Origin of the sequence: Streptomyces sp. NPDC002730 (genome assembly GCF_042888805.1) — a bacterium.
Classification (GTDB): Bacteria; Actinomycetota; Actinomycetes; order Streptomycetales; family Streptomycetaceae; genus Streptomyces.
In genome coordinates this window covers 566087-589790 of the sequence record NZ_JBIAQG010000001.1, presented here as the reverse complement: position 1 = coordinate 589790, position 23704 = coordinate 566087, and the positions used below count along the sequence as shown (strand labels likewise).

The following is a 23704-nucleotide window of genomic DNA, read 5'->3' as shown; positions in this document are numbered from 1 at the left end:
CTAAGTGAGGGGTTTGAAGGTTGTTGCCCCGTGGGGGCTGCGACCCGGATGCTTCGTAGCCCGCTCATCCGGTGCCGACCGCACTCATCTGATGATCGGTGTCCTGTGCGCATATGTCCAGAGGACCTCTCACGTGAGCATCACCACTCATCACTCAAAACCTGCAACCGGAGCTGGAAACCGGAGGTGAGACCTGAGCTGCGAACCCGAAGCCGCGACCCCGGAGCGGGCTCGAGCCAACCGCTGTGAGCCTGGCGCGAAGCGCGCGTTACCTACGGTTGCGTAGGTACCATCCTCGTCATGACCTCTGCCGCGCCCGAAGTGACCGAGATAGAGCCAACCCCGGTGAAACCGAGGCTGCGCGGCTGGCTGCACGCCGGGATGTTTCCCGCCGTACTCGTCGCGGGGCTGGTGCTCACGGCACTCGCCGATTCCACCCGCGCCCGGGTGGCCTGCGCGATCTACGTCTTCACAGCGTGCCTGCTTTTCGGCGTCAGCGCGATCTACCACCGTGGCACTTGGGGCCCGCGCGGCGAAGCCGTACTGCGCCGGCTCGACCACGCCAATATCTTCCTGATCATCGCGGGCACCTACACACCGCTGACGATGCTCCTCCTCCCCGATTCCACCGGCCGGACGCTGCTGTGGGCGGTCTGGGTGGCGGCCGTGGCGGGAATAGCCTTCCGGGTCTTCTGGGTCGGCGCCCCGCGCTGGCTCTACACCCCCTGCTACATCGCGATGGGGTGGGCGGCGGTCTTCTTCCTGCCCGACTTCATGCGCGCCGGCGGAATCGCCGTGCTCGTCTGTGTGATCGTCGGCGGGCTGCTCTACAGCGCGGGCGGCGTGATCTACGGAATCAAACGGCCGAACCCGTCACCGAGCTGGTTCGGCTTCCACGAGGTCTTCCACTCCCTCACCCTCGCGGCGTTCGTCGTGCACTACGTGGGCATCTCGATGGTCGCCTACCAGCACTCGTAACCCCTCTCACCCCTTCCGGGCGCTCCTTCCGACCACTCTTCCGGCCCTGGCCGTGGCATCGCCGCCACGGCCCTTTTTCTTGACACCGGCCACCTTTCGACAGTTGGCGTCATTTGACATCAACTCTCCGAGGGCGGCCACGTGGACGTGACTCCCGCCCCGGTCGATACAGGACAATGACGGACATGGCCGCCACCACACGTACCCCCTCGCGCGACTCGTCCGTCGCCAAAGCGCAGCCACAGCCGGGTCTGCGCGAGCGGAAGAAGCTCAAGACGCGGATCGCCATCCGCAGGGCGACGTACGGTCTCATCGCCGAGCAGGGGTACGAGGCGACCACCATCGAGCAGATCGCGGAAGCCGCGGAGGTCTCGCCCTCCACGGTCTTCCGCTACTTCCCGACCAAGGAGGACATCGTCCTCACCGACGAGTACGACCCGGTCATGGAAGCGGCGCTGCGGGCCAGGCCGGCCGACGAGGACCCGCTGGAGTCGATCCGGCATGTGATGACGCACGCCCTGCGGACCTCCATCAATGAGGAGCGCGAGGAGGTCATCCAGCGCACCAGGCTGATGGTGGAGGTCCCGGCGATCCGCGCCAGGATGACCGAGTCCATGGCCACCACCTCGGAGCTGCTGGTCCAGGCGCTGGCCGACCGCACCGGCCGCGACCGCGACGACCTGGACGTACGGGTCTTCACGGCGGCGGTGCTCGGGGCGTTGCGCGAGGTGATGCTGTACTGGGCCGCGCGCGACCACCAGGACGATCTGATCGAGCTGGTGGACCGCGCGCTGACCACGATCAAGGGCGGGCTGAAGCTCTAGCTCCAGCTCCCGGGGGCTCCGCCCCACCCCCGCGCCTCAAACGCCGGCGAGGCTTGTTCCGGCCCCGCGCCGGCGTCAATGGCCGGCCCGGTCCCCCTTCCCGCAGGCAAGTCCGTCCCTGTTCGGGTCGAGCCCCAGGGGATCGTCCTTGCCGTTGACCTTCAGGCGGCCGTAATCATGCGCTGAAAGCCACTGACACCGCGACGCCGTGCCCGCCTTCACCGTCCGCGGGAAAACCGTAGGAACACATACTCCGGCCGCCCCGTAGTGCCGGTCGCAGCCCGCGACCTGCGGGCTCACCGATACCGAACTCCGCTTCTTCTGCGCCTTCCTGGGCGCCGCCGCCGGCGCGTCCGCGAAGTCGTGGACATGCGCGGACGGCGCGTCCGCAGCGAGCGCCGCCGGGCCCCCGAGATGCACCCACTGGGCCAGCGACGGAATGCCGTTCGCGTCGACCGCGAAGAGCATGTACCAGCCGGGCGGCGCCAGATTCGGGTTGCTCGTGACATTGAGGTCGATGTTGTTGCCGTCGACGGTCATCGGCAGATCCACGAACCGCTGGTTGGGGTCGGAGGAGTGCGTCACCGCCGCCGGACGGATCAGCTCCGCCTTGGCGATGGGCCGGTCGACCGTGATCCGCTGCGTGTCCCCGTACGTCCACTGCCCGTCGATCACCGAAGTGATACTCGGCCGGGCGCCCTTGAGCAGATACGGCGGGGTGTAGACCGACACATTGTGGTTGTACGTGCCGTTGCCCGGGTTGTCGCCGACGGACATCACCCGCCCGTCCGGCAGCAGGAAGGACCCTGAGTGATACGTACGCGGGATCGGGTCCGTCGCCAGGCCCTGTTCGTACGTATTGCTCACCGGGTCGAAGAACGACGCCTCGTACACCGGATCAGCCCGGTCGTGCAGTCCGCCGCCCGTCTCCAGCACCTTTCCGTCCGGCAGCAGCACGGCGGAGACGAACATCTTGCCCTCGGCGCCCGACTGCGGCCGCTTGCCCTGTCCCTGGTCCACCTGGCCCTGCGGCAGCAACGGCCCGTTCGTGTACGCCGGGTTGGAGCTCTTCAGATCGATGATGTCGGTGAGACGGTTGGCCACCGGATTGCTCTCGTTGTTGCCGCCGCCCATCGTCAGGACCCGCTGGTCCTGGGCCGGCGGCAGCAGCACACTCGCCGACTCGTCGCGCTGGTCCTTGTTCTGCAGACCGGGCACATCGGTGATCGTGTTGGCGGTGTAGTCGTAGATCGAGGCGCCGGAGCCCTGCGTTCCGTTGCCGAAGACATGGCTGCCGGAGTAGAAGAGCCGGCCGTCCTGCATGAGGATCATCGACGGATACAGACCCCAATAAGACCAGGTCTGGTTGACCTCGTTCATCGGCAGCCACTTGTTCTGCGCCGCCGAGAACTTCTCGGCCGTCACATTGCCGGTGGAGTCCTCCTTCAGACCGCCGAAGGAGATGACGTCGCCATTGCCGAGGACGGTCGCCGACGGATACCAGTGTCCGCCGTTCATGTCGTTCGTCCTGGTGTACGTCTCGGTGGCCGGGTCGAAGATGTACGAGTCCTTCAGTCCCTGGTAGCCGATCCGGCCGTCGGCCGACGGATAGCCCTTGTTGCCGCTCATCACCAGGACCTTGCCGTCCTGCAGCTGCACATGGCCGGCGCAGAACATGTCCACCGGCGTGGGGATGGTTCTGAAGGTTCCGCTCGCCGGGTCGTAGACGGCCGAGGTGAAGGTGCCCGCCTCGAACTGCGCCTGGTCGTTCCCGGAACCCGCGATGACCAGCACCTTGCCGTTGTGCAGGACGACGGAGTGCATGGAACGCACCGGGTTCTGCACCGGCAGGACCTCCCAGCGGCCCTTGGCGCACTCCTCGGGCGTCGCCGTGCACTGCGGCGCGGGGGCGGGCGCGGTCACTTCCTCCATGGCGTAGTCGTCGGTGGTGACCGAGCCGGTGCCGTAGACCGACACACCCCAGGTGATCTGGTCGGTATGAGGTGGCACGGCGGGCGTCCGGACCTCGGCGCGCTCGTAACTGCCGCTCATCGGGAGGGTTTTGAGGTCCGTCCAGTACTGCCAGCCCTGCGTCGTGTCGTGCCGGAAGAGGGTGACGGACGTGTCAGGAGTGGTGCTCTCGTACCAGAGCGAGAGGTCGTACTGGCTCTCCGGCTTCACCTTGGGCGCGCATGTCGCGTCCTCGGTGATCATCGCCTTGCGGTCGCCGTCCACGCGGCGGCTCAGCGAGACCTTCATCGCCTTGCTGCCGGAGTGCGCGTCGGCCACGGTCTCGAAGGTGAAGTCGTTGTCGCCCCAGCCGGACTTCTCCCAACAGGCGGGCATGTCCGCCGAACCGGGCGAACCGGCCGCCTCGAAGCCGGGGTTGGTGATCAGATTGGCTCCGGCGGAGGCGGGCTGCGGAGCGGAAATCAGCAGCGCGGCGGTCATTGCGCCGACGCCCAGCAGCGCGGCCGGGCGTCGGCGCCCTCTCCTGATCGTTGATGGCATGGGCAGGTCCCTTTCTGTGCTGTCCTCGGCCGGACGGGCCTGAGAGAGAGCCCGTCCGGCGATCGAGAACGAACTACTGCCGCCGGGTGGTCCCGACACGGCCCTTGCGCGGCAGGTACACCAGCGCCTCCGTCGCCGCGAACCGCAGGACGAACGTGGTCAGCAGCGCCAACGTGGTCGCGGGCAGCACAGCCATCCCCAGATGGCCCACGAACAGCGCGATCAGCGGAATGCGCAGCAGCAGATCGGCGTTGGCGAGCAGCGCGAAGCGCCCGACCCGGTCCGCCCAGTGCCGATGCCTGCGCCGGTCCCGGAACAACAGCACCTCGATGAGCAGGAAGTTCCACCCGACGCCGAACTGATTGGCCACGATCTCGGCCGGCAGATAGTGCATTCCGGCGGCCGTCAGCAGATGCAGCCCGAGCAGATTCGGTACGAAGCCGGTGAGCCCGATCAGTCCGAAGGCCAGCATCCGCGCCGCCGACGAGGCCGTACGCAGCGCCGCGAGATGCCCGAGAAAGCGCAGCCCTTCCTTCGCGGTCGACTTGGACTCGCCCGCGAATCTGTCCTGGAAGACGAACGGCACCTCCGCGACCTTCTCGGGACGGCACCGTACGGCCAGCTCCAGCAGGATCTTGTAGCCGAGCGGCTTCAGCACATCGGCTGTCACCACACTTCGGCGGATCGCGAAGAAGCCGCTCATCGGGTCGCTGATGCCGCGCAGCCGGCGCGGGAAGAGCCCCTTGGTCAGCCAGGTCGCACCGCGCGAGACGGCGATGCGGTAGCCGCCGGCGAGGCCCGCGCGGCTGCCGCCGCGGATATAGCGGCTGGCGACGACGAGATCGGCGCCCGACCGCTCGCCCGCCGCCACCAGTTCGGGCACCAGCGCGGGCGGATGCTGGAGGTCGGCGTCCATGACGACGATCCAGTCGGAGCCCGCGGACTTCATGCCCTCGACGACGGCGCCGCCGAGCCCGCCGACCGGCGTTTCGCGGTGCAGCACCGCGACCGGAAACGGGCAGTCCTGCGCGGCGCTGCGGATCACCTCCGGGGTGTCGTCCGTGGAGTCGTCGACAAAAACGACCTCGCAAGGCAGCCGGGACGGCACCGATTCGGTGAGCCGGTGCAGCAGCTCCCGTACATTTCCCGACTCGTTGAAGGTGGGGATGATGATGGTGACGGCACCGGGCTCGGCAAGCTGGGCGCCGCTGAGTTCCGGATTGCCGAGCTCTTCGGCGCCCGTACGGGGTGTGGTCATCGGGCGCCTCCAGCGATACGGCGGATCTCGATCCGGTCCTCGCCGTCGCCGAAGACGGCAACCGGCTTCGAATGCTCCAGTGCCGCCTTGACGTTGGGCAGATCGACGGCGTCACGCCGGACGGTCGGCGACGACACGACATAGTCGAGGTCCCGCCAGCCACGCGGCATCGTCTTCGTCACCGCGGGGTCGAGGTCGGCCTTGTAGAACCAGATGGCGCCGGTACCGGGCTCGAAACCGTCGTGCACCAGGTCCAGCCAGAGCGCGTCGTCGACCAGGACCCGGGTCGACGCGGGGTCGGGCACCTCGTCCTCGAGCCATGAAGCGGCCGCCCGGTAGGGGCCGTTGGCGTCGACGGTCAGGGCGGCGCGGTTGCCGTCGTACCAGCGCGGCACGACGTAGGCGGCCGCGGCGACCGCGAGGAGCCCGGCCACGACGTGGCGAACCACCGGGGCTCCGCCCCGGACCCCGCGCCTCAATCGCAGGCGGGGCTGACTTTCGCCCCGTCCGGCATTTGAGGACTGTGAGGCTGCGGGCGAAGCCCCCAGCGGGCGCCGCAGGATCGCGTGCGCCACACTCGCCGCGCCCCCTGCCAGGACAATCGCCAGGAACGGCAGCGCCTGGATGACGTACATCGCCGGCAGATAGCCGGAAGGGCGCATCGCGACCAGCGCGAGGATCGCCACCACCAGCGAAGGTCCGGCGAGCGCCCGCGCGGTGACCGACCAGCGCAGCGTGATCAGCAGCAGCGCCGCGCCCGCGAGACCGCCGAGCGGCAGCACCCGGTCGTAGTAGAGCCAGGACCGGAACACGCCGTGCGAACCGGAGCCCGCGTCGAAGATCGAACCGGAGCCCGCGCGGCCCATCTGGTACGTGATCCCGTCGATCAGCGACACGTGGCCGGGCCCCGGGAACAGCTCATTGTTGAGCAGCGCGAAAAGCGGATACGACAGGCCTATCAGCGCGCATGCCGTTATCGCTCCGGTCACCGCGAACTTACGGGTGTCGCGATGGCTGTGCCGCCACATCGTCACCAGCAGCGCCGGCAGCACCACCAGCATCGTCTCCTTGGTGAGTACGGAGGTCGCCGCGGCGAGACCGGCGGCGAAGTGGTGCCACAGATGGCGGCTCGGGGACGCGGCCAGGCAGAACGCCAGCAGCATCCACATCACCGCGATGTTGTCCAGGAAGATCTCGCGCTGCAGAACCACGGACAGCGGTGAAAGACCGAAGAGCAGCATGGCAAGACCGGCCGCCCAGCGCGGCAGGAACAGCCTGCGCGCCAGTACGTAGAGGAGCACCGCGCAGGCCGCGCTGACCAGCAGCATCGCGAAGCGCATCGACGCCACGGTCATCGTCTCCGGCGCGATCAGCGACGGCAGCCAGGTGAGGAACGCGATCTGGATCCAGCCGAGCGGCGGATGGTCGTACCAGTACGTGTAGTGCGCGAGCCCGTCGCCCTGCTGCACCGCCCAGGCCTGTGCGAGGTAGGTGCCCTCGTCGTCGCTGAGCGTCGGGAAGTGCGTGATGTTCCAGCCCTGGACGAGCAGGATTGCGGCCAACAGCCCGGCGCAGAGCAGGAGATCGGGGCGCGAGCTGCGGAACCGTATGACGGGCCGTATATAGCCCGGCGCGGACTCCGGCCCGGACTCCGCGCCGGAGGACGGGTCGGCGGACGGGGATGCGGACGGGTCGGCGGCAGTGTCAGGCGCCGGCGGAAGTGTCGTGGTCACCGGTGGGCATCCTCTCGGGTCTCGGTGAGATGCGCGCCGACATGACTGGTCAGCTCCCACTCGTTGCGGCCACGCTGCTCCCGCCAGACGGCGCGCATCGCGGCACCGGCCAGCAGGACCTGGTAGAAGGGGCCGCCGACGATGAGCTTGAGGTAGTGGACGGCGCGGACGCGCAGCCCGTACTGCTTGCCGAAGTCGTGCAGTCCGACGATCTCGAAGACAAAGGTGACCATCGCCGTGATCAGCGGCAGGAAGGTCACGATGGCGATCCCGACGGGGACGTCGAGAAAGAGCGCGACAGCGGCGTTGACCGGAATGATCACGCCGGAGAACGCCTGCAGGAACGGCGTCATCAAGGTGTAGCGGGCGAGCATCCGCTGCCCGCGTCCCGGCAGCTGCTTCCAGTCCTTCTTCCGGTAGACCTGCAGAAAGCCCTGGTTCCAGCGGGTGCGCTGCTTGAGCAGACTCATCAGGGTGCCGGGGGTCTCCTCGCGGGTGACCATGTCACTGTCGTACGCGACAACGACCTTCTTGCCGACGGAGGAGAGGCGTACGCCCAGGTCGCAGTCCTCGGCAAGGCAGTTCGGGTCCCAGCCGTCCGCCTCGCGCAGCACTTTCGTACGGACGAAGACGGTGTTGCCGCCGAGCGGAATGAAGCCCTTCTGGGCGTGCAGATGGAGACGGGAGCGGAACCAGAAGAAGTACTCCAGGCAGTTGCGCAGGCTGTACCAGCTGGAGTGGAAATTGATCAGCTGTACGCCGCCCTGGACGACATCCGCACCCGTGGAGGTGAAGGCGTGGTCGACATGGGCGAGCAACTCGGGATGTACCTGGTCCTCGGCGTCGAAGACGCCCACGATGTCACCGCGGCAGTGCGGCAGCGCGGTGTTGAGGGCCTTGGGCTTGTTCTTCACCTCGTGGGTGTCGGTGATCACGCGCACCCGGACGGGGTCACGGGCGGCGGAGCGCTCGGCGACCGCGGCGGTCTCCGGATCGTCATGCCCGACGATCACGATGATCTCGAAGTTGGAGTGGCTGGACTCCAGCAGCCGCTCGATCGTGTGCTCCAGCACGGCCTGCTCGTGCCGCGCGGGCAGCAGCAAGGAGAACGAGAGCCCGACACCGCCGTGGGGCCGGTCGAACCGGGTCGCCGCGAGCGTCTCGGGCGTACGCCAGGCATGCATCTGCCACCACAGCGTGAATGCCGCCATCCAGAAAAGCGCCACGGAAATGGCAGCAATGAACACCGATATGAGCACCGAAAGGTCCCCCCTTGGACCTGCGCCCCGGCAGCAGGACCCCCCTGGCCGGCGACACATCTGTTGCAGACCCGGCGCGGCACTCCCCAGTACCCACGCCCGGCTACTCCTCGTGCCGAGGACCCTATAGGCGGAAGGTTAAAGTCCGGTGTTCGACTGATAAAAACTGGTGTTCCACCGTCAATTGGCGAGTTTTCGGGCAAGTGCGGATGCGTCCACGACAGGTGCGTCACAGGTGAAGTTCCGGCAGACATAGGCCGCCGGGCGACCGCCCATCAGCGGCCTGTCCCTCAGCAGCGGAAACTCCTCACTGTCCGCCTCCCCCACCGCGACCACCGCACCCGGTGCCGGCGCCAGCAGCGCCGTACGGTGCAACTCCCGTGTCACCGGGTCGTCCTGGGGCCCGACGACAGCCACCTCGCGCGGCCCGTCCAGCAGCGCCTCCGCCACCGCGAGCCCCCAGCCGATGAACCGCGGAGCACGCGGACCGAGCGCCTTCACCACACCCAACGCGCCCTCGGCGGCGGCGCGATGAGCCTCCGATCCGGTGTACGCGGCATACGACAGCAGCGCTCCGGCCGCGGCCGACCAGCCGGACGGGGTCGCACTGTCCGTCGGATCCTGCGGCCGGCGGATCAGCCGCTCCGCGTCATGCGCGGTGTCGTACAACTCCCCGCCCTCGCCGACGAACTGGTCGACGACGATGTCCAGCAGGAACCCCGCGAACTCCAGCCACACCCCTTCACCGCTCACCGCCGCCAGCGCCAGGAAGCCCTCCGCGACATCCGCGTAGTCCTCCAACACGCCTGCATTTGCGCCAACTTGACCGCCCTTGGAGGTACGGGCCAGCCGCGCACCGCTGTCCATGTGCAGCCGCACCAGCAGATCGGCCGCCTCGGTCGCCCGCTCGATCAGATCCGGCCGCTCGAAATACGCCCCGACCTCCGCCAGCGCGGCGATCGCCAGCCCGTTCCACGCGGCGACCACCTTGTCGTCCCTTCCGGGCCGGGCCCGCTGCGCACGCGCCGCGAGCAGCCGCTCCCTGATCTCCACATCCGCTTCGCCGTCCGGGAGTTGAAGGACCGAGGCGCCCTCCTCGAAGGTCCCTTCCTCCGTCACGCCGAAGAACTCGGCGGCCCGCCGACCGTCCTCGCCCCCCAGCACCTCGCGCAGCTGCTCCGGCGTCCATACGTAGAACGCGCCCTCGACATGCTTGCCCGTACCGTCGTCGCTGTCGGCGTCGAGCGCGGAGGCGAAACCGCCCTCGGCCGTACGCAGCTCCCGCACCATGAAGTCCGCGGTCTCCAGCGCCACCCGCCGGGCCAGCTCGGAACCGGTCGCCCGCCACAGATGCGCGTACACCCGGCACAGCAGCGCATTGTCGTAGAGCATCTTCTCGAAGTGGGGCACGACCCACTCGCGGTCCACCGAGTACCGCGCGAAACCGCCGCCGAGCTGGTCGTACATCCCGCCGCGCGCCATCGCCTCACATGTGTCGGCGGCCATCTGCAGCGCGCCCTCGGCGCCGGTGCGCGCGTAATGCCGCAGCAGGAACTCCACGGCCATCGACGGCGGGAACTTCGGCGCACCGCCGAAGCCGCCGTGCCGCTCGTCGTACTCGCGGGTCAGCCCGAGCAGCGCCTGCGCCAGCTCCTCCTCGCCGGGCACACCGTCCCCGCCGTACGCAAGCGACCGCCCGGCCAGATCACGGACGAACTTCCCCGCAACCTCACCGACCTCCTCCCGCCGCTCGCCCCAGGCTGCCGAGACCCCCTCCAGGACCTGCCCGAACGAGGGCATGCCGTGCCGGGGCTCGGGCGGGAAGTACGTACCGAAGTAGAAGGGCTCGGCGTCCGCGGTGAGGAAGACGGTCATGGGCCAGCCGCCCTGCCCGGTGGCAGCCTGCACGGCCTCCATATAGACGGCATCGACGTCGGGTCGCTCCTCACGGTCGACCTTGATGTTGACGAAGTGCTCGTTCATATAAGCGGCAGTTTGTTCATCTTCGAAACTTTCCCGAGCCAGAACATGACACCAGTGGCAGCTCGAGTAGCCGACGCTGAGCAGCACGGGCACCCCGCGCTTGCGCGCCTCCTCAAAGGCTTCGCCCGACCACGGCCACCAGTCGACCGGGTTGTCGGCGTGCTGCAGAAGGTAGGGGGAGGTCTCATGGGCAAGACGGTTCGGCATACAGTCCATCCTCTCTCAGGTGCGGTTGATCGTCAGACTCCCTCGCGCTGACGCGCCGTACGCAGGACACTTGTCGCCGGAACAGAAGTGGAACGGAAACCGGGGCTCTCGGAGGGGGACGCACATGCGGGACAGCCATCGGGCCGAAGCCGAGCGGCTGTTGGTACGCGCCGTCGAGGAAGAGGTACGGCGTTCGGGCGGGCGGTCGGACTCGGGTGTGCTGCTGGCACGCGGTCGGGCCGCCCTGGACACCATGGCGGCCAATGCGGGCGAGGAGTACGCCGCGTACGAGCAGGCGCTGGCGGAGGCGGAGGCCGGGCAGCAGCCTCTGTCCGAGAGCTTCAGCCGGCAGAACATCTCGACTGCCGTGCTGGTGACGGCCGTTGCGGCGGTTGCCGCGATCGGCGCGGACATCGCGCTGGGTACGGCGGCGGGCACCGCGCTCGGTGCCGGGGCCGTGGTCGCGGTGGCCGGGGCCGCGACCACCGTCGCCAAGGTGACGGCGTCGCACTGGCCGGCCGCGCACCGCAGAGCCGGGGCGCTGGGCCAGCCGGGCGGTGCCGAGCAGCTGCGGCTGCAGTGGCTGACCGCGCTGGAGGTACGGGGCATCCGCCCATTCCTGGATCAGCAGCGGATGCTGGCCTCCTCCACCCGTACGGCGAAGAAGGCGACCGCGGTGCCGCAGCTGCGCGGTACGGACCGGAGTGCGGCGGCGCGCCGGAGGTCGGTGCTGGAGCAGTCGTTCGGTCATCTGCCGGAACCGGAGGGTCCGTTCGCGGGCCGCCGGGACGAGATGACGCAGATCGCGCAGTGGGTGCATGCCGCCCGTGCGTCGACGGAGACCAAGCCGACCGTCGTGGTGCTGTACGGGGCTGCGGGCGCGGGGCGTACGACGCTCGCCGTGCGGGCCTCCCATCATCTGAAGGACCAGTTCCGCGGTGCGTGCATCGTCGATCTGCGCGGTGACAGCGAGCAGCCGCTGTCGACGCGCGATGCGCTGCTGCATCTGCTGAACCGGCTGGGTGCGCCGCGCGAGCAGTTGCTGTTCCGGGAGCGGTCGTCGGCGGAGCAGCAGGTGCGGCGGCTGAGCGAGCTGTACCACCAGCATCTGACGGGTCTGCCGGTGACGGTGGTGCTGGACGATGCGAGCGATGCGGCGCAGGTGCGGACGCTGGTGCCGGAGCGGTCGGACAGTCTGGTGCTGGTGACGGCGCGCAGGCGGCTCGAGCTGCCGGACGACATTCCGGCGTGGGTGCATCAGCTGCCGGTGGAGGCGCTGGACGCGGCGGGTGCGGAGGAACTGCTGCGGGCGTCGGCGGAGGATACTTCGACGGGACCGTACGACGCCCAATCGGCGGACCAGGTACGGGAGTTGTGCGGCGGGCTGCCGCTGGCGCTGCGTATCGCGGGTTCGTCGCTCGGCACGCGCACCGCTCATCAGCTGGCGGCGGATCTTGGTGCGTACGGTCCGGTGGATCCGGTCGAGCGGGCGTTGTGGCTGCGCTACACCGACCAGTCCGAGCAGGCGCGGCGGCTGCTGCGCCGGCTCGCGCTGGCCGGGCGGGCGTCGTTGGGCGCGGCCGCGGCGGCGGCGCTGCTGGCCACGGACGAGCAGGAGTCGCAGCGGCTGCTGTCGGAGCTGGCCGGTGCGGGCCTGATAGATCATGTACGGGCCAGCCGTTTCCGGCTGCACGATGTCGTGCGGTCCTTCGCGCGGGCCAGGCTGCTGGACGAGGAGGAGGCGGCGGAGCGTACGGCGGCTCAGGAGCGGCTGATCCAGAACTACGCGGATCTGGCCGGCGCCGTGATCCGGATGGTGGACGGCAAGATGTCCACGCGTGCGGGCCAGTTCGGGGCGCACGGATTCTCTTCGCTGGACGCGGCGCTGCGCTGGCTGGACGACGAGTCGAGCTTCATCACCTCGGCGCTGCGGCATGCCGAGGGTGTGAACCAGCAGGCTGTGCTCAATCTGCTGGGTGCTCTGTGCGACTACTGCCTGTTGCGCGGCGATCTGTACCGGCTCGGTGAGATCAGCGAGCTGTCGCAGGCCGTCGACCAGGGGCTGCTGGAGCGTTCCGTACGGTGGCGTACCGGCATCGCGGCCCGCCAGCTCGGCGAGCTCGACAAGGCGCGTACGACGCTGTCCTCGGTCGTCGGCCTCTACCGCGAGGCGCAGAACGATTCGGGCACGGCGCTCGCGCTCTGTTCACTCGGCATCACGCTGCACCATCAGGGCAATCTGACCGAGGCTGCGGCAAAGCTGAACGAGGCGATCGAGCTGCAGTCTTCGGACGAGCAGGCCGAGGACCGGGCGTGGTCGCTGCACGCACTGGCTGCGGTGGAGCGCGACCGGGCCAATATCAACCAGGCGCTGGATCTGCTGGCGACGGCTCTGCGGCTGCACCGGGAGGGCGAGTCGCTGCACGGCGAGGCGTGGACGCATTTCCAGCTGGGCCAGGTGTGTCTGCGGATGGGGGATGTGCCGCGCGCGGAGGAGGAATTGCGTACGGCTCTGGATTCCTACGGCCGTACCCGCGACGGCCGCGGCGAGGCCTGGGCGATGACCCAGCTGGCCCGTGCCCGTCTGGTGGACGGCGATCCGGCCCCGGCGGTGGACCAGCTGCGCCAGGCGCTGTCGCGTCACCGGGACAACGAGGACGCGCGCGGTGAGGCGTGGACGCTGTACTACCTGGGCCAGGCGCTGGAGGAGTGCGGCGACCGCGATCAGGCGGTACGTGAACTGGAGCGGGCCCGCACGATGTTCTCGCGGATGCGCGATGTGTACGGCCTGGCCTGTGCCCGGCATCACTCGGGCCGGGTGACGCGGGACCAGCGGGCTGCCCAGACCGGGAATCTGCGCAACTCCGGCTTCGCCCGCCAGCTCCTGGTGGACGCCCGCGCCGACTTCCAGCGCATCGGTGTCGCGCACGGCGAGGCGTGGACGTGTCTGGAGCTGGCGCTGATCGACGGCGGCAACAGCCGTCCGGCTCAGGCGCTGGCGCTGTGCGACGAGGCGGCGGCTCTGTTCACCTCGTACGAGGACCATCGCGGCGCGGACTGGGCGCGCTTCCTGCGCTGCACGCTGCTGCCGTTCGCCTCACCGGGCGGCATCGAGGTCGGCACGGTGGTGGCCCAGGAGGAGCTGGCCGAGCTGATGGGAGCGACGCACCCATCGCGCGACGGCAAGCTGGAGGACTGCGCGGAGGCCCTGGCGGTGATGCTGGAGCGGGGCGTGCACCTGGAGGACGGCTGGCAGGCGTGGCATCTGGGGATGGTGCCGAACCGGCATGCGCGGGAGGTGATGGGCGTACCGGTGACTGCGGCGAAATAGGCGGCGTCCCTGGTGGGGCGCGCCCTTGCCGGGGCGCTGCCCCGGACCCCGCGCCTCAATCGCCGGCGAGGCTTGATTTCCGCCGGAAATCCAAGCCCGTCCGGCGATTGAGGACACGCCCCGAGGGCGTACCGGGGTCCAGGGGCGGAGCCCATGGTTTCGGGAAGGGGCGAGGTGGGGGCAGAGCCCGCCGCAGGCGCCCCGCCGCCGTCACGCCGCGGCAGGGCCCGACTTACCCTTGCCGCCGCTGGGGGCGTCCGCCGCCGGGTCCGGGGCCTCCTCGAAGTCGACCTTGCCCATGTGGCGGTTCATCGACTTCATCAGCAGCCACACGCCCACGGCCAGCGCCGCGAAGACGATGAAGCCGAGGACGCCCGGGGTGACCTTGTTGTCGTCGACCTCCTTGGCGAGAGGGACGAGATGCGTCAGTGCGAGATTTGCGCTTGCGCTCATATCAGTCATTGTCGCGGATGCCCGCGAAGAGGTCGTCCTCGGGGAGGGAGGTATCGACCAGAGACTTGGCGAGCTCGTACTCCTCCGTCGGCCAGACCTTCTTCTGGATGTCCATCGGGACGCGGAACCAGCCGCCGTCCGGGTCGATCTGCGTCGCGTGCGCGATCAGCGCCTTGTCGCGGATCTCGAAGAAGTCGGCACACGGAACGTACGTGGTCAGCGTGCGCTCGGCGCGCTGGAACTCCTTCCAGCGCTCCAGCCACTCGCCGTACGGGGACTCCATGCCGCGCTCCAGCAGCGCCTCGTGCAGCGCGACCGTACGGGGACGGTTGAAGCCCTGGTTGTAGTAGAGCTTCTGCGGCTGCCAGACCGGGCCGAACTCGGACTCCGGGAACTTCTCGGCGTCGCCCGCTCCGTCGAAGGCCACCATCGAGATCTTGTGGGTCATGATGTGGTCGGGGTGCGGGTATCCGCCGTTCTCGTCGTACGTCGTGACGACTTGCGGGCGGAAGGTGCGGATGGACTTCACCAGTCGGCCGGCGGCCGTCTCCACGTCCTCCAGGGCGAAGCAGCCCTGGGGAAGCGGCGGCAGCGGGTCGCCCTCCGGCAGACCGGAGTCGACGAAGCCGAGCCACTCCTGGCTGACGCCGAGGATCTCCCGCGCCTCGTCCATCTCCTTCTTGCGCACTTCGTGGATGTGCTCCTCGATGTACGCGTCGCCCTGGAGCTTCGGATTGAGGATGGAGCCACGCTCGCCTCCCGTGCAGGTCACGACCAGCACGTCCACCCCCTCGGACACATACTTGGCCATCGTGGCCGCGCCCTTGCTCGACTCGTCGTCGGGGTGGGCGTGAACGGCCATCAGTCGCAGCTGCTCAGTCAAGACTCGATCCTCATTGATTCGTCGCGAAATGCCGGTGCCGTCCCGCAGGGACGTCGATGTGGGGCGGCGGTCGGCCGGCGGGCGCAAGACTTCTATAGTGACCGAATCGGGGGCCGGAAAATTCCGGCCGCCCGTCCCGGAAGGAATGATCATGGCTGCGGTGCGCGAACAGCTCCCGGAGGGCCGCTACGGCCGCTCGGCGGACGAACGCGTCGACCGCAAACTCAAGATCGTGGGCGCGGTCCTGGGGGTTGCGCTGCTCGGGATGATCGGCTGGTTCGGTTACGACTACATCGCCGGCCAGAAGATCAGCGCCGAGGTGATCAAGTTCGACGTCACCTCCGACACCGAGGTCCAGGTGCACCTGGAGGTGCGCAAGGACAAGGAAGCGACCGGCACCTGTACGCTGCGTTCCCGCGCGAAGGACGGCAACGAGGTCGGGCGGCTGGACGTCGCCGTGGACCAGCGGGGCCGGAAGCGGATCGACCAGGTCGTGAGGGTGCGCACAACGGCGCGTGCCACCAGTGCCGAGCTGGTGGAGTGCACCGCCCGCTGAGCCGACCGCCGACCGATTTACTGACGGCGGGTCTCGTCGCTGACCTGCATTGATGTAATTCTGATGGCATTCGTCCTCCCCCTTCCGCCACGAAATTGTTAGGCTCGTGGTTTCGCCCACCCGGGGAGGCACATCCTTTGGGTAGGGCGATGCTTTGTATTCCCAGTACCTACGAGGAGCACCTGTGACCCAGACCAGCGAGAACGTCACCTGGCTCACCCAGGAGGCGTACAACCAGCTGAAGGCCGAGCTGGAGTACCTGTCTGGTCCTGCGCGCACGGAGATCGCCACCAAGATCGCCGCTGCGCGTGAGGAAGGCGACCTGCGCGAGAACGGCGGGTACCACGCGGCCAAGGAGGAGCAGGGCAAGCAGGAGCTCCGTGTGCGCCAGCTGACCCAGCTCCTGGAGCACGCCAAGGTCGGCGAGGCGCCTGCCGTCGCGGACGGCGTGGTCGCGCCCGGCACGGTCGTGACGATCGCCTTCGACGGCGACGAGGACGACACGACGACCTTCCTGCTCGCCTCGCGGGAGTACGCGAGCGCGGACATCGAGACGTACTCGCCGCAGTCCCCGCTGGGCTCCGGCGTGAACGGCAAGAAGGTCGGCGAGAACGCGGAGTACGAGCTGCCCAACGGCAAGACGGCCTCGGTGAAGATCCTCGAGGCCAAGCCGTACACGGGCTGAGACAGGAGGAACACCGGAGGGGCCGGACCGCCGCATGCGGTCCGGCCCTTCCGGCGTTTCAGCACCTTCCGGTGTTTCAGCACGTTCCGGTGTCTCACCTTGTGTCAGCGTCCGGTCTCACGCGGTTGCCGAGCGGTACTTGCGCACCGACAGCGTCCGGAAGACCACGATGATCAGGACCGACCAGAGCATCGAGGCCAGGACCGGGTGCGCCATCGGCCAGGCGTCGGACGGCGAGGCACCGGGGTTGCCGAACAGCTCACGGCAGGCCTGGACCGTGGCGCTGAAGGGGTTCCACTCGGCGACGGGCTGCAGCCAGCCGGGCAGATTGCTGGACTGCACGAACGCGTTCGAGATGAAGGTGACCGGGAAGAGCCAGATCAGACCGCCGGAGGTGGCCGCCTCGGGCGTGCGGACCGAAAGTCCGATCAGTGCGCCGATCCAGGAGAAGGCGTAACCCAGCAGAAGCAGCAGCGCGAACGCGCCGAGCGCCTTGGGAATGCCCTCGTGGATCCGCCAGCCGACCAGCAGAGCGACGATCGCGAGGACGACGACGGTCAGCGCGGTCTGGACGAGGTCCGCGAGCGTACGACCGGTGAGGACCGCGCCGCGGGCCATCGGCAGCGAGCGGAACCGGTCGATGAGGCCCTTGTGCATATCGTCGGCGATGCCCGCGCCCGCGCCCGCCGTGGCGAAGGTGACGGTCTGGGCGAAGATGCCGGCCATCAGGAACTCGCGGTAGACGTCGGGGTCCGTGGTGCCGCCGACATTCATGGAGCCGCCGAAGACATAGCTGAACAGCACCACGAACATGATCGGCTGGATCATCCCGAAGATGATCATCTCCGGGAAGACTGTTCGTGGGTGTGGTTCTGGTTGCAGTCGTCCACGCTCTCAGTGTCCAGCCCCAGAGCTGCGAACTTCGGCGAGATGCTGCCCGTCACCACCATGGGGGGCAGGAGCATCAGCGGGGGAACGGGAACCCCGCCAGACCACCTCAGAGCCGCCGTGGCGGCCTCCCATTGCCCGCCAGTTCGCCACGCCTCAGCACGGCGGTACACCGCGCTCCAAGCCCCCTTTGAGACTTCGACCTCAGACCACTTCGCAGCGGTACGCAGCTTCCAGGAGATCGCGTCGAAGACCTCACGGACAGGCGCGCCCTGCTGCCGCGAGGCGGGCAGAAGAGGGGCTACCGTCTCCCAAGCCTCATCCGTCAGCTTCATCGGCACCAGGGTGCCCGTCTCACGGTGCCACTCGGTCAGCGGATCGGCGATGCCCTTCCGGCGAGGCTGACCCTTGCCGATCACCTCCACGTGGACATCGAGAAGGTCAAGCAGCTCCCTGCGCTGAGCCACGGTGAACGACTCCATCGACGGCGCCTGAGTCTCGACAATCGCAATGATCTCGTCGGCTCGCTTCTCCTGCTCCTCAGCCTCCCGGAGCCAGCGGGCAACCCGCTCACGCTCTTCGGTCAGTTCGTCCTCCTTCTGCTTCAACGCCTGCTTCACCTCCTTGATCGTCTCCTCATCGATCTCGTCTCCAGCGCCCTCGCCCAGTTCGTCTTCAAACAGGGCGGTCAGCTTGGCGAGAATCTGGCCCTTCCTGCTGGACCTCTTCTTCTCAATCTGGGCATCCAGCTCCGCCAGGCGCTTGCGGTATGACTCGGCACGCGCCGGGATCGACCCCAGCCACTTCGCGGCCAAATCCCGGAACTTTTGCTTGTCGGAGAGAAGGGCCTCGATCTCAGACCAAATCCTCTTCTCGACATCAGGCGCCGGAAGCTCGGAACACTGGCACTCCAGGCCCATGCGCTTGCCCATGCACCGGTAGTAGCCAATCTGCGCGTCAGCCGACTTCCCGCCCGTGTAGTGGGCACCGCACATCGAGTACAGCCGACCCGTGAAGAGGTAGTGGTTCAGGTTCTTCTTCTTGAAGGACCTGCGGTTCACAGCCTTCCGCAGCGCCGCAACGCGCTTCGGATCGCTGATCGGCTTCGGCACCTCAATGCGGAAGACCTCAAACTGCCTCTCCTCGTCATCGTCCGTGGTGCGCTCAATGCGGAACTCGACATACCCGTCAAGGGCAGTGGAGGTGATGCGCTTGGCGAGATTGGCCCCGGTCCACTCCTTACCGCTGCGGGTCTTCAGACCAAGATTGTTCAGGTGGTTGGCAGCCTCATCGCGGGTGTACCCGAGATCCACAATGAGGTGTTCGGCGATGTGGATCACCTTGACCTCGTCCTCACAGAGGACCGGTACGGCCTTGCTGCCCTTACCCGACAGAGTCACGCCGTACGGCGGCTGCCCCAGCGGCCAGCCGCCAGCGGCCAGCTTCTGATCACGTCCACCGGAAGTGCGCTCCAGGATCAGCGTGTGCTCCAGCTCTGCCATGTAAGAGAGCAGGCTGAGCATGATGCCGAACATCTCGTCATCGGAGTCGAGACGGTTGTCAGCAGTGGCAACACGGATCTTGTGGTGCTTCGTGGCGTTGAAGACCCAGAGGTGGATGTCCTCCATGGTCCGGCCGATGCGGTCGAGCTTGCCGAAGACCACCAGGTCTATGAGGTTCTTCTCAATGGCGTCGGTCATCTCATCGATAGCCGGTCGGGACGCCTTCTTACCCGACACACCACCATCCACATACGCCTTGTGGATCTTGTACTTGCCCTTGCCGATCCGGTAATCAAGCCAGGCCCGACACATGTCGTCCTGGGCGTCCAGGCCGAAGCCCTCTACCTGCTTAGCGGTCGAGACACGGAGATAGATCGCAACGCGGACCACGGTCCCACGTGCGGTGCGACGGCGCGCAAGGGTAGCCTTACCCATGTCAGTCCCTCCAGACTGGCCAGACCCCGGGGCGTTGGCGCGCTGCCGGGGTCACCCATGTGTGGCTGTAGCGTACCGCGTTCGTTGATGTTCAGTGATCAGATGTCAAGTCGGCTGGTCAGAGGACTGGTTCTGCCAGGTGGCCAAACAACAGGCGGGCTAGACGCAACTCTTGAGCCTCTGTCCACTCGGCCTCTTGCCAGTGCGTGACCACCTCGCCCGGAGCGGGCGGACAAGTCTCTTGATCAGGACAATGGGTCATTGCCCTCCTCTGCCGGATAGCTGCGCTCATGTTCGGTTCCCCCACTCCAAAACCTTGGCGTCCCAGCCCGTCTCGGTCCGCCAGACCATCCGGAACACCCCCGCAGACTTGAGCCGTTGCAGGCATCGGTAGCAGGGGGCCCGAGTGATGTAGACCGTGCCGCCCTCCAGGTCTTCACGTGGCGCGTTGATCAGTACGTTCTCTTCGGCGTGGATCGCAATGCAGTTCCCGTCGTCGCTGCCAGCGGGGATCTGGTCATACGTGGTCCGCCCCCGAGGACAGGCACCCGACAGGCATCCGGCCTCGCCCGGGACGGTGCCGTTCATCCCCGACATCACGACGCGCCGTCTACGGTCCAGGAGGACCGCACCCACCCGCGAGCGAGTGCAGTCCCCCCGAGGCGCAACCGCATCAGCGATCCCGAGAGACCAGTCATCCCACGACGGGCGCTCAGCGGAAGCCATACCGCTCCTCACTCTGCCTGGGCTCACTCACAGTCGTTCTCCAGAGCCACCGCATGCCCGCCCCTTGCATCCACCCTCCATGGAAGGTCTTCCGGAAGCGTCCCCGCCTCCACTCGGTGAAGGAGCTTCCAGGAGTGCCCATCCCGTTCGTAGATCTCGCCACCGCGAACGCCTCGGTACTCAAACCGCTGGGTATCGCGGTTGTACCGAGAAGGCCGCTCCCAAGCCACAGCGGCCTTCGCTCGGGCAAGGCCAACGTGATACTTGAGAGCCGGAGTTCGGTCCGGAACGATGGAGGCGTAGGGGAGGCCCTCCAGATCCTTTTGCCAAGGTCCGCAGCGTTCTTCCATCTCGTCAGACATCAATCCCCCTGTTTGAAGACTTCAGTTGGTATTCCTGCCTTGATGGCTAGGTCGGCAGTCATGGAAGCCCCCGCACTGCCACCTCTGATGAAGGCAAAGCACAAGTCGGCTCCAGCTCGAACCATCTCGGCGTTCCGCAGAAACCCGGCTCGCTTGCCGTAGGTGCCCCAGTCAGCCGAGTGCCGGCGGACGCTCATCCCGATGTCGCGCGCGAACTGGTCGGCCATGGCATCGGCCCCCCGAGGGCAGGCCCCGTGAATCAGCAGAAGATCACGGGGCCTGAGCCTCCTGAGCCAGAGCACTTCCCCAATGACCCCTTGTATGAGGTCGGGGTCAGTCCACGTCCGCGAGCCAGTAACGAGTAGACGGATCAGCCCTGTGCCTCTGTGTCCTCCACGATGGGCGATTGAAAGCCCATGAGGGAGTTCCACGTGTCGGCCGCCATCTCCTTAGCAAGCTCGTGAGGGACCCCGGCCGCCATCGCCTCAACGAGCACTGTCCCGGAGATGCGGGCCGCTGTGACGGCAAAGGCCCCCTGCTTTTCCAGCCGGGCCGCGTTCATCTGGGTCTCGATGCCCGAAATCAGGTCCTCAAAGGTCCCTGCGGCTTCGGAGTTCTGCCCGTTCTCGCTCTGTTCGCTATCGCCCATCATGTCTCCTCAGTGCTTGCTGTCTTCAAGTTCCAGGACCCACCTCTTATAGGGCGGATCTGCCAGATACCCATTCACCAGAGGCGAGTCTTTCAAGTGCTCCGGCCCGTTCTCGTAGGCCGGAAGGCGCCAGCCATTACAGGAAGCACACAGAAGCCCTCTAATGCACTGACCACAAGACTTCTTTGTCTGGCAGCAATCGTGATCGTGATCTATGTTCCAGTTTCGCCCTCCGTGCTCCACCGAACCACAAAGGGCACACGCGACCCCCTGATACTCCAACAGGGCGCCAAATTCCTCAGGAGTAATCTTGAACCAGCGCATCAGGTGTTTCCGCCGAATTACCGCAGAATAAGTGTCCGGGTCAGACTCCTTCAAGGATTCCTTCTTACGCTGAGCCCTTATGCCGTAGCACTCCTTACACTGCGACGCGAGCCCGGAACCCTTTCCGTAGAACGCCCCTTCCGGCTTTCGGACTCGACACCCTGAGCAAGTCCTGAAGCCCTCAGGGTCAATTCCCGGCGCCCGATAGAATTGAACAGGCTTCCACTTGCGCCCACTCCTTTTCTGCCTATAGTGCGCATTGCACATCAATTTGCAATTTGCAGCACGCTCGCAACTCCATCCCTCTCCCTCAGCAATGCAGCGCACGCTCCCCCTCTAATGCTTGCTATCTTCCAGCTCCAAGACACTCCCCCAAGAGCGTCCACCGATCTCGGCATCAGCCGGAATCAAGAGCCCCTGTACCGGGAACTGCATGTGCTTTGCCGCCTCACGAGACAGCTCCACGGCTTCCTTCTCCGGGAAGCTGAAAACGATCTCGTCGTGGATAGGCAGCCGCATGTACGGCGTGAATCCGGCCTTATCAAGCTCCAGCAGGGCCCTGGCGGTTACATCCCTAGAGCCGCCCTGCACGAAATAGTTAAGGGCCCGGAACCACTTACCGGGGTCAACCGGCAGGCGTCTTCCTGTGGCTGTGTAGACGAAGCCGGTTCTACGGGCTTCGTCCGCCAGACGCTTACCGAACCCACCGACACCCGGATACGTCCTGGCAAAGGCACCCAGAACCTTCCGAGCTGTCTCCTCATCGACGTGGGCTTGTTCCATGAGGGCAGACCAGCCGCCCCCGTAGACCGTGAGGAAATTCGCCATCTTGCCGATTTTCCGGGCGACTTCCGCAGCGTCAGCGGTGATCTGGTGCAGATCCAGGCCGTTAAGGAATGCGTTCAACATCGTTGGGTCGCGAGAGAACGCGGCCAGGTAACGCAATTCCATGTTGCCGAAGTCGATGGAGCACGAGACGTGCCCCTCATCGGCGAGGAACATGTGCCGTACGTAGCCGTCCCCCGAGGGGAATGTCTGCGCCGGGATGCTCCCTGAAATGCTCATCCGAGAGGTACGGGCCTGTAGTGAATTGATGGAGGCGTGTACGCGGTTGTTGGCGTCCCGACCCTTGAGCGCCCTCTCAAACCACGTTTTCCGCCACTTGCCGGCCTTCTTCGCCTGCACCACCGCATCTGCCAAAGGATGTTTCAGTCCGGTGAGTACGTCGTCATCCATGGCCAGTTGGCCATTCGGATGATTCTTACTGGGCTTAGTCCTCTTGGTGAGCTTCACACCGAAACGCGTGAAGGCTTCAATCAACTGCTGATTGCTGTTGACGTTCTCGACCTCGAACGTCTTAGCAACCGCTTCCCATCTCTCCTGCTCCGCCGAGAGTTCCCCACACCGCATTTCGGCGTACTCGACATCCAGGAGATAGCCGGTTCGCTCCATCTTGGCGGTCACATGAGCAAGCCGGTGCTCCCAGCCAATGAGTCCTTGTGCCTTAGATCGAGCCGGAACCAGCCGATAGAGGATCTGGAATAGTCGGTATGCAAGAGCCGGGTCCATTCCCGCGTACAGCAAGAAGTCCGGATCAAACAACTCGACCAGCTTCCAAATCTTCTCCTTCGTGGTCTTGTACTTCTTGGCCAGAGCGGTAATAGAGCCCTTGACCTCTTCGGCGGTCTTCTCGCAGACGTAGAACTTCGTCAGTTCTTCCAGCTTGAGACCAGGGCCCTTTTCCTTCACGGCCCTCGGGTCAACAAGGTGAGCCAAGAGTTTGGTATCCCACATCTTCGGAGAAAGCTCCTCCATGGGGATTCCTAGCGTGGATTCCACGACGTGAAGGTCATAGGTCCCGTTGTGGGCAACCAGCCATTCAAGGCTGAGAAGGGCCCTACGGACCGCTTCAGCGAAAGCAGGGCTCTTCTCCACGGGGATGACCCAGGTCTCTGCTCCAGTGCCGAACTGTGCCAGCCGGCACCGGAAGTCAGAGGCCCACCAGTCGAGCCCCGTCGTCTCTGTATCGAATCCGAGGATGCGATGCCGAGAGATGAACTCCTCGAACTCGGGGAGGTCCCTCTCTGTGTCGACAACCCGAATGGAGATCGGCTGACCCTTCAGCCGATATGCGAGCTGCTTCAAGAGACCTCCCCC

Annotated in this window: 19 protein-coding genes; 5 read left to right on the top strand and 14 right to left on the bottom strand. The window is 66.7% G+C overall.

Features of this window, described 5'->3' with window-relative positions; all coding sequences use genetic code 11:
* Nucleotides 1-300: 300 nt before the first annotated feature.
* Both ACFYXH_RS02990 and ACFYXH_RS02985 read left to right on the top strand, forming a co-directional pair.
* Nucleotides 301-978 carry a hemolysin III family protein gene (locus ACFYXH_RS02990; protein ID WP_389560068.1) on the top strand — a complete coding sequence of 226 codons (678 nt, stop codon included), beginning with the start codon at nucleotides 301-303 and terminating at the stop codon, nucleotides 976-978.
* 185 nt (nucleotides 979-1163) lie between these two features.
* Nucleotides 1164-1802: a TetR/AcrR family transcriptional regulator gene (locus tag ACFYXH_RS02985; protein ID WP_389560066.1), complete on the top strand. Its 639-nt coding sequence runs from the start codon at nucleotides 1164-1166 to the stop codon at nucleotides 1800-1802.
* A 75-nt stretch (nucleotides 1803-1877) separates the two neighbouring features.
* On the opposite strand, the gene ACFYXH_RS02980 is transcribed toward ACFYXH_RS02985, so the two are convergent.
* The 5 genes from ACFYXH_RS02980 to ACFYXH_RS02960 all read right to left on the bottom strand — a co-directional run bounded on the left by ACFYXH_RS02980 (nucleotide 1878) and on the right by ACFYXH_RS02960 (nucleotide 10753).
* On the bottom strand, nucleotides 1878-4313 hold the full coding sequence (locus ACFYXH_RS02980) for a galactose oxidase-like domain-containing protein (RefSeq protein ID WP_389560064.1): 2436 nt from the start codon (nucleotides 4311-4313) through the stop codon (nucleotides 1878-1880).
* Between the two features lie 73 nt (nucleotides 4314-4386).
* Nucleotides 4387-5571 (bottom strand): glycosyltransferase, encoded by a 1185-nt coding sequence (locus ACFYXH_RS02975; protein WP_389560063.1) that lies wholly within the window; start codon nucleotides 5569-5571, stop codon nucleotides 4387-4389.
* The gene (locus tag ACFYXH_RS02970) at nucleotides 5568-7304 is read right to left on the bottom strand and encodes an ArnT family glycosyltransferase (protein WP_389560061.1); all 1737 of its coding nucleotides are present in this window, start codon (nucleotides 7302-7304) and stop codon (nucleotides 5568-5570) included. The genes ACFYXH_RS02975 and ACFYXH_RS02970 overlap by 4 nt, the downstream gene beginning before the upstream one ends.
* On the bottom strand, nucleotides 7301-8515 hold the full coding sequence (locus ACFYXH_RS02965) for a glycosyltransferase (protein ID WP_327325739.1): 1215 nt from the start codon (nucleotides 8513-8515) through the stop codon (nucleotides 7301-7303). The genes ACFYXH_RS02970 and ACFYXH_RS02965 overlap by 4 nt, the downstream gene beginning before the upstream one ends.
* A 228-nt stretch (nucleotides 8516-8743) precedes the next feature.
* Nucleotides 8744-10753 (bottom strand): thioredoxin domain-containing protein, encoded by a 2010-nt coding sequence (locus tag ACFYXH_RS02960; RefSeq protein ID WP_389560058.1) that lies wholly within the window; start codon nucleotides 10751-10753, stop codon nucleotides 8744-8746.
* A gap of 124 nt (nucleotides 10754-10877) precedes the next feature.
* Here ACFYXH_RS02960 and ACFYXH_RS02955 point away from each other — a divergent pair, with 124 nt between their 5' ends.
* Nucleotides 10878-14084, top strand: coding sequence for a tetratricopeptide repeat protein (locus ACFYXH_RS02955; RefSeq protein ID WP_389560057.1), 3207 nt, complete (start codon nucleotides 10878-10880; stop codon nucleotides 14082-14084).
* A gap of 210 nt (nucleotides 14085-14294) precedes the next feature.
* Here ACFYXH_RS02955 and ACFYXH_RS02950 read toward each other — a convergent pair whose 3' ends face one another.
* Nucleotides 14295-14546, bottom strand: coding sequence for a hypothetical protein (locus tag ACFYXH_RS02950; RefSeq protein ID WP_389560055.1), 252 nt, complete (start codon nucleotides 14544-14546; stop codon nucleotides 14295-14297).
* Nucleotides 14539-15420, bottom strand: coding sequence for a mycothiol conjugate amidase Mca (gene mca, locus ACFYXH_RS02945; RefSeq protein ID WP_389560054.1), 882 nt, complete (start codon nucleotides 15418-15420; stop codon nucleotides 14539-14541). The genes ACFYXH_RS02950 and mca overlap by 8 nt, the downstream gene beginning before the upstream one ends.
* Nucleotides 15421-15571: 151 nt before the next feature.
* Here mca and ACFYXH_RS02940 point away from each other — a divergent pair, with 151 nt between their 5' ends.
* Together ACFYXH_RS02940 and greA are read left to right on the top strand one after the other, a co-directional pair.
* Entirely contained in the window at nucleotides 15572-15976 is a 405-nt protein-coding gene (locus ACFYXH_RS02940; RefSeq protein ID WP_389560052.1) for a DUF4307 domain-containing protein, read from the top strand.
* A gap of 184 nt (nucleotides 15977-16160) precedes the next feature.
* Nucleotides 16161-16661 carry a transcription elongation factor GreA gene (gene greA / locus ACFYXH_RS02935; protein ID WP_327325733.1) on the top strand — a complete coding sequence of 167 codons (501 nt, stop codon included), beginning with the start codon at nucleotides 16161-16163 and terminating at the stop codon, nucleotides 16659-16661.
* Nucleotides 16662-16778: 117 nt separating this feature from the next.
* Here the strand turns inward: greA and ACFYXH_RS02930 are convergent, their stop codons facing one another.
* The 7 genes from ACFYXH_RS02930 to ACFYXH_RS02900 form a co-directional block, all read right to left on the bottom strand.
* On the bottom strand, nucleotides 16779-17504 hold the full coding sequence (locus ACFYXH_RS02930; protein ID WP_389560049.1) for an ABC transporter permease: 726 nt from the start codon (nucleotides 17502-17504) through the stop codon (nucleotides 16779-16781).
* Complete coding sequence (locus tag ACFYXH_RS02925) at nucleotides 17501-19486, bottom strand: recombinase family protein (RefSeq protein WP_389560048.1); 1986 nt, start codon at nucleotides 19484-19486, stop codon at nucleotides 17501-17503. The genes ACFYXH_RS02930 and ACFYXH_RS02925 overlap by 4 nt, the downstream gene beginning before the upstream one ends.
* A gap of 288 nt (nucleotides 19487-19774) precedes the next feature.
* Nucleotides 19775-20212, bottom strand: coding sequence for a deoxycytidylate deaminase (locus ACFYXH_RS02920; RefSeq protein WP_389560047.1), 438 nt, complete (start codon nucleotides 20210-20212; stop codon nucleotides 19775-19777).
* 361 nt (nucleotides 20213-20573) lie between these two features.
* Entirely contained in the window at nucleotides 20574-21005 is a 432-nt protein-coding gene (locus tag ACFYXH_RS02915) for an SLOG family protein (protein ID WP_389560045.1), read from the bottom strand.
* Entirely contained in the window at nucleotides 20945-21223 is a 279-nt protein-coding gene (locus ACFYXH_RS02910; RefSeq protein ID WP_389560044.1) for a hypothetical protein, read from the bottom strand. Before ACFYXH_RS02910 ends, ACFYXH_RS02915 begins: the two co-directional genes overlap by 61 nt.
* A 9-nt stretch (nucleotides 21224-21232) precedes the next feature.
* Complete coding sequence (locus ACFYXH_RS02905; protein WP_389560639.1) at nucleotides 21233-21547, bottom strand: endonuclease domain-containing protein; 315 nt, start codon at nucleotides 21545-21547, stop codon at nucleotides 21233-21235.
* Between the two features lie 336 nt (nucleotides 21548-21883).
* Complete coding sequence (locus tag ACFYXH_RS02900; protein ID WP_389560042.1) at nucleotides 21884-23692, bottom strand: DNA polymerase; 1809 nt, start codon at nucleotides 23690-23692, stop codon at nucleotides 21884-21886.
* Nucleotides 23693-23704: the final 12 nt, after the last annotated feature.